At 59.4% G+C, this 3,930-nt stretch carries 4 protein-coding genes and 1 pseudogene; all 5 read right to left on the reverse strand.

The genetic code is table 11. The features are described from left to right. Positions 1-148 (reverse strand): annotated as a pseudogene (locus WA989_RS07520) (riboflavin synthase); the annotation flags it as partial. Positions 149-226: 78 nt separating this feature from the next. Beyond that, the gene (locus WA989_RS07525; RefSeq protein WP_424339888.1) at positions 227-883 is read right to left on the reverse strand and encodes a RibD family protein; all 657 of its coding nucleotides are present in this window, start codon (positions 881-883) and stop codon (positions 227-229) included. Beyond that, a complete protein-coding gene (nrdR, locus tag WA989_RS07530; RefSeq protein ID WP_424339889.1) occupies positions 880-1,350 on the reverse strand; it encodes a transcriptional regulator NrdR in 471 nt (156 codons plus the stop codon). Before nrdR ends, WA989_RS07525 begins: the two co-directional genes overlap by 4 nt. Before the next feature lies 1 nt (position 1,351). Further along, complete coding sequence (glyA, locus tag WA989_RS07535) at positions 1,352-2,659, reverse strand: serine hydroxymethyltransferase (protein ID WP_424339890.1); 1,308 nt, start codon at positions 2,657-2,659, stop codon at positions 1,352-1,354. A gap of 92 nt (positions 2,660-2,751) precedes the next feature. Then, positions 2,752-3,930 (reverse strand): 5-aminolevulinate synthase (hemA, locus tag WA989_RS07540; RefSeq protein ID WP_424339891.1); only part of this gene is annotated, 1,179 nt, incomplete at its 5' end.

Raw genomic sequence — 3,930 nt, forward strand, 5'->3', positions numbered from 1 at the left:
CGGTCAGGCAGACACCAGAATGCATGATGGATGCGCCCATACTGATTGCATCGACAGGATAGGACGACTCGACGCGCAGCCTGCGAAGGCCGTTGCGGTCTTCGGCGCTAACAATCTTGCCGATATCGGTCACCAGTCCAGTAAACATCCGGCCCTCCTCACGCGTCCATATATGAAGGATGCGCGTCTACTCCAATTACTGACGCCGGGGCATGAGACGAATTGTTCAGGCCGGGTCCCAGATTTCGAGGCTGTCGCCATCGATATCCTCGCGTCCGGCGAGGTGCCAGCGAGAGGTCTGACCCATCTCGCTGAGGCCAAGCGCAGCGATAGAGGGTAGCCCATCTCCACCGATAATGATCGGTGCCCGAAACCAGTAGATCCGGTCAACCAGGCCTTCGCTGAAAAAGCTCGCCGCCAGCTTGCCACCCCCTTCAAGGAAAATTCGGTCGAGGCCTTCTGCCCGCGCGCGCCGGACAAGCTCTTGGGGAGAGACCTGGCCTGTTTGACCGCCCACCGCCCATGTCTCCACTGCTGGATTGCCGTAGGCGGCCTCCTGAGGCGTCTGAGCGTGCGCGAGGATGACACGGCCAGCAGATGTCGATCCGACCAGTCTCGACGCATCAGGGGTTCTCAGGCGGCTATCGGCGACGATGCGTGCGGGTTGTGTATCTGGTAGCGGGACCGTCCGCGCCGTGAGCAGAGGGTCATCCGCCAGCACCGTTCCGATGCCAACCAGCACCGCATCATGCTCTGCCCTGAGCTGGTGAGACCGCGCGCGGGACCTGGAATTGGTGATCCACTGGCTCGTGCCATTAGACAAGGCGATTTTAGCGTCAAGCGAGGTCGCGATCTTCAGGCTGACGGACGCCCGCGCTGTCACGCTTCGTCTGAGCCTTCTTCGAGCGCCGAGGATTCAATGAACCGCGCAAAATCACTGGGGTCCTTGAAGTCCTTGTAGACGCTTGCGTACCGGACATAGCCAACGGGATCGACGGTTTTCAGCGCTTCCATGACGAGTTCCCCGATGTCTTCGGACCCGACTTCGGTCTCGCCGCTGCTTTCGAGCTTGCGGACAATGCCGGAGACAAGCTGCTCGACGCTTTCATCGCCGACAGCGCGTTTGCGAAGGGCGATCGTGACGGACTTGGCGACTTTCTCGCGGTCGAAAAGCGCGCGCTTGCCATCCCTTTTGACGACCACAATATCGCGAAGTTGCACGCGTTCGAATGTGGTGAACCGCCCGCCGCAGACTTCGCAGGCGCGGCGCCGGCGCACAGCTGTATTGTCTTCAGCGGGCCGGGAATCCTTTACCGCCGTATTCTCAGCTGTGCAGAAGGGGCACTTCAAGTCAGGCTCCCAAGCCGTTGTAGATCGGGAAGCGGGCCGTGAGGGCCTTCACTTCTTCGCGGATACGCGTTTCAACGCCTTCAGAATCGCCCTGCGCCACGGCATCAACAATCTGGCCGATCCACTCGCCGATCTGGCGGAACTCGTCTTCTCCGAAGCCGCGTGTTGTACCGGCCGGAGAGCCTACCCGGATACCGCTTGTGATCATCGGCTTCTGCGGATCGAAAGGCACGCCGTTCTTGTTGCAGGTGATGAAGGCGCGGCCGAGCGCTTCTTCGGCATCCTTGCCGGTGACATTCTTGGGCCGCAGATCAATCAGCGCGACATGCGTGTCGGTCCCGCCTGAGACGAGATCGAGACCGGATGCCTTGGCAGCGCTAGCCATGGCGCGCGCATTGGAAACGACTTCAGCTGCGTACTGATTGAAGGCTGGTGACAACGCTTCACCAAAAGCGACCGCCTTGGCCGCAATCACGTGCATTAGCGGGCCGCCTTGTATGCCGGGGAAAACCGCTGAATTGACCTTCTTGGCAATGGTCTCGTCATTGGTCAGGACCATGCCGCCGCGTGGACCGCGCAGCGTCTTGTGGGTCGTGGTTGTTGCGACATCGCAATAGTCGAGCGGGTTGGGGTGGACGCCGCCAGCAACGAGCCCCGCAAAATGCGCCATATCGACAAGGAAGAACGCGCCGACTTCGTCTGCAATCTCGCGGAATTGCTTGAAGTCTATCTGGCGCGGATAGGCGGAACCGCCAGCAATGATCAGCTTTGGCTGGTGTTCGCGCGCCAGGTCACGAACCTGATCGAAATCGATCAGGTGATCGCTTTCACGTACGCCATACTGAACAGCGTTGAACCATTTGCCTGACTGGTTGGGTTTTGCACCGTGGGTGAGGTGACCGCCGGCATCAAGGCTCATGCCGAGGATCGTGTCTCCCGGCTTGATCAGCGCCTGGAAGACCGCCTGATTGGCCTGGCTTCCGGAATTGGGCTGAACGTTGGCGAATCCACAGTTGAACAGCGCTTTCGCCCGCTCAATCGCCAGATTTTCGGCCAAATCTACATATTGGCAGCCACCATAGTACCGCTTGCCCGGATAACCTTCGGCATACTTGTTCGTGAGGATGGAGCCTTGCGCTTCAAGCACGGCTTTTGAGACGATATTTTCCGAGGCAATAAGCTCGATTTCATGCTGCTGGCGCGACTGCTCCTTGCCGATCGCTGCAGCAAGTTCCGGGTCGGTCTCGTTTACGCTTGCGGTAAAGAAGCGGGCTTCGTCAAAATTCGCGCTTGTCGCAGAATCGGGCATGGCGGCACTCCTGTGGCTGAGCTCGCTCCCGTTTAAGCGTCATCGCCACATCGAGCAAGACAGCGCTGCTATAGGTGTCAGTTGAATTTAGCTCAGGCGGCCTGTTCGAGACCGAGCTGTTTCCAGACAGCAAGAATAGACGCTACCAATTCATCCATCATGGCCTCATCGTGGACAGGGCCCGGTGTGAAGCGGAGCCGTTCTGTGCCGCGCGGAACCGTCGGATAGTTGATAGGCTGCACGTAGATGCCAAAATCAAAGAGCAGCGTGTCAGATAGAGCCTTGCATTTTTCGGGATCGCCAACGAGCAGCGGCACGATATGGGTGACGCTGTCCATGACCGGCAGGCCGGCGGCTCTGAACTTCTCCTTGAGAAGCTGCGCGTTCGCCTGATGCTGCTCGCGCAGCTTAACGCCCTCTTCGGATCTGAGCTTGCTGACGCTGCGGAGCGCCCCTGCCGCCATCACCGGGCATGTGGATGTGGTGAAAATAAAACCGGAGGCCATGGAGCGGATCGCATCGACCATGGTGCTGTGACCGGCAATGTAACCACCCATTACGCCATAGGCCTTGCCGAGCGTGCCTTCGATGATATCGACGCGGTCCATCAGGCCGTCGCGCTGGGCCACGCCCGCACCTTCGTCGCCATACATGCCGACGGCATGCACTTCATCGAGATAGGTGAGAGCATCGAACTCGTCCGCCAGATCGCAAATTTCCTCGATCGGGCCGATATCACCGTCCATGGAATAGACGCTCTCGAAGGCGATGAGTTTCGGCCGCTCAGGGTCGTCATTTTCCATCAGCGCCCGAAGGTGGCCGACGTCGTTGTGACGGAAGACCCGGCGTTCTGCTCCGGACCGGCGAATGCCTTCAATCATCGAGGCATGGTTCAGGGCATCTGAATAGATGATCAGGCCGGGCAGGATTTTGCCAAGCGTCGACAGTGTGGCCTCATTGGCGACATAGCCAGAGGTAAACAGAAGCGCTCCGCTCTTGCCGTGAAGGTCTGCGAGCTCGCGCTCCAGATCGACGTGATAGCGCGTCGTGCCTGAAATATTGCGCGTACCACCCGAGCCGGCACCAAAGCTGTCGATCGCCTGATGCATGGCGTCGAGCACATCGGGATCCTGTCCCATGCCGAGATAATCATTTGAACACCAGACGGTGATCTCGCGTTCGCCATCCTCAAACCGCGCCGTTGCCTTCGGAAAGCGGCCGCGATGGCGCTGCAAGTCGATAAAGACCCGGTAGCGGCCTTCTTCGTGGAT

The sequence above is a fragment of the Henriciella sp. genome (assembly GCF_049649345.1).
Classification (GTDB): Bacteria; Pseudomonadota; Alphaproteobacteria; order Caulobacterales; family Hyphomonadaceae; genus Henriciella.